We start from the raw sequence: 2,479 nt of genomic DNA, 5'->3' as shown, positions 1-2,479 counted from the left end.
TGTCATTCGGCCTGCAATATTGACCCCCTAAGCCGGGGGATCGGCGTCCAAAATTGACCCCCTACAGGTTGGTCTGTTGCGCTGCCTGCTTCGTCATGAAGCAGGTGGTCGGGGATGCTGATCGTGGAGACAATCGCCCGGATACGGCGCGAGCACTTCATCAAGGGCAAGACGATCAAGGAGATCGCCCGTGACCTGAAGGTGTCGCGGAACACAGTCCGGAAGGTGCTGAGATCGGGAGAGACCTCATTCGAGTACGAGCGTGTTGTCCAGCCGCGGCCGAAGCTGGGACGATGGGCAGCAGAACTCGACGGGTTGTTGTCAGGGAACGCGGGCAAGTCCGCTCGCGAGCAACTGACATTGATCCGGATGTTCGAGGAGCTGCGTGAGCGCGGCTATGACGGCGGTTACGACGCCGTGCGGCGCTACGCCAGGCGATGGAGCAAGGAGCGCGGACAATCCACGGCCGCTGCCTACGTCCCGCTTAGCTTTGCGCCCGGAGAAGCTTACCAGTTTGACTGGAGCCACGAGGTCGTCCTGCTCAATGGCGTGACGGTGATGGTGAAGGCCGCCCATGTCCGGCTCTGCCACAGCCGGATGCTGTTCGTGCGTTGCTATCCGCGCGAGACACAGGAGATGGTGTTCGACGCCCACGACCGGGCGTTCGCCCTGTTCAAGGGCACCTGCGTGCGCGGCATCTACGACAACATGAAGACGGCGGTGGAGACGATCTTCGTCGGCAAAGGGCGTCTCTACAATCGCCGCTTCATGCAGATGTGCAGCCACTACCTGGTCGATCCGGTTGCCTGCACGCCAGCGTCGGGTTGGGAGAAGGGCCAGGTCGAGAACCAGGTTGGGCTTGTCCGGGAGCGCTTCTTCACGCCGCGGCTGCGGTTCAAAACCCTCGACGAGTTGAACGCGTGGCTGCTGGACAAGTGCATCGCCTACGCCAAGGCGCACCGGCATCCAGAACTGGCCGAACAGACGGTCTGGGAGGTGTTCGAAGCCGAGCGGCCGAAGCTCGTTCCCTATGCCGGCCGGTTCGACGGATTCCACGCGGTGCCGGCATCGGTCTCGACGACCTGTCTGGTGCGGTTCGACAACAATAAATACTCGGTCACGGCCAACGCTGTCGGGCGGCCTGTCGAGGTTCACGCCTACGCCGACCGCATTGTGATCCGTCAGGACGGACGCATCGTTGCCGAGCATGCTCGCTCGTTCGGCCGCGGCGAGACGACCTATGATCCCTGGCATTACGTGCCGGTACTGGCTCACAAACCCGGTGCCTTGCGCAACGGCGCTCCCTTCAAGGACTGGGTGCTTCCGGCTGCGATCGAACGTGTGCGGCGTAAGCTTACCAGTGCCGACGATGGCAACCGGCAGATGGTCGATATCCTCAACGCGGTTCTGACCGACGGCTTGCCGGCCGTCGAAGCAGCCTGCGCCGAGGCGATCGCTCACGGCGTTCATTCCGCCGATGTCGTGCTCAACATCCTGGCCCGCCAGCGTGATCCTGCGCCGCCAGCCAACATTCTCACCCCGGCCGCACTGACATTGCGCCACGCCCCGATCGCCGACTGTGCCCGTTACGACAACCTCAGGAGAACCATCTGATGGAACGTACTCAACTCTTCGACCTCATGGGCGAGCTCAAACTCTACGGCATGAAGGCTGCCTTCGACGAGATCATGGCGACCGCTGTCAAACGCCAGCACGAACCCCAGCGCATTGTCGGCGACCTGCTCAACGCCGAGATCAACGAGAAGCAGGCCCGCTCGATTAAGTACCAGCTCACCATCGCCAAGCTGCCGCTGGCCAAGGATCTCGAGGACTTCCAGTTCGAAGGCACACCCATCAACCAGACGCTGGTCAATGATCTCGCCGGCGGCGGCTTCATCGCCCAGCAACGTAACGCCGTGCTGATCGGCGGTACCGGCACCGGCAAAACACATATGGCCATCGCAATCGCCAGAAGCTGCATCCGATCCGGTGCCCGCGGCCGCTTCTACAACGTGGTCGACCTCGTCAACCGTCTGGAGATCGAGACCCGCAATGGACGGCAAGGTCGGATTGCCGAGCATTTGACCCGGATGGACTTCATCGTCCTCGACGAACTCGGTTATCTACCGTTCGCCCAATCCGGCGGCCAGCTCCTGTTCCACCTCGTCAGCCGGCTCTACGAGCGCACGTCCATCGTCGTCACCACCAATCTCGCGTTCGGTGAATGGCCCAGCGTCTTCGGCGACGCCAAAATGACCACCGCGCTTCTAGATCGCCTGACCCACCATTGCGACATCGTCGAGACCGGCAACGACAGCTGGCGCTTCAAAAGCCGCGACGACGATCACGCAACCCGCGCTCGCACCGTCTCCGCAACCCCGACCAGCTCCGACGGTGCGAGCGCTACCGCCAAAACCCGCCGCTCGAAGGGGTCAAAATTGGACGCCGATACGGGGTCAAATTTGAACGCCGATTGACA

General features: G+C 62.3%; 1 protein-coding gene and 1 pseudogene. Both read left to right on the top strand.

Features of this window, described 5'->3' with window-relative positions:
- Positions 1 to 114 precede the first annotated feature (114 nt).
- Positions 115 to 1,605 (top strand): annotated as a pseudogene (gene istA, locus IVB36_RS32295) (IS21 family transposase); the annotation flags it as partial.
- 8 nt (positions 1,606 to 1,613) lie between these two features.
- Entirely contained in the window at positions 1,614 to 2,477 is an 864-nt protein-coding gene (istB, locus tag IVB36_RS32290; RefSeq protein WP_346658833.1) for an IS21-like element helper ATPase IstB, read from the top strand.
- Positions 2,478 to 2,479 lie beyond the last annotated feature (2 nt).

The sequence above is a fragment of the Bradyrhizobium sp. 35 genome (assembly GCF_023073215.1).
Classification (GTDB): Bacteria; Pseudomonadota; Alphaproteobacteria; order Rhizobiales; family Xanthobacteraceae; genus Bradyrhizobium; species Bradyrhizobium canariense_D.
This window is presented reverse-complemented; position numbering and strand designations above follow the sequence as displayed.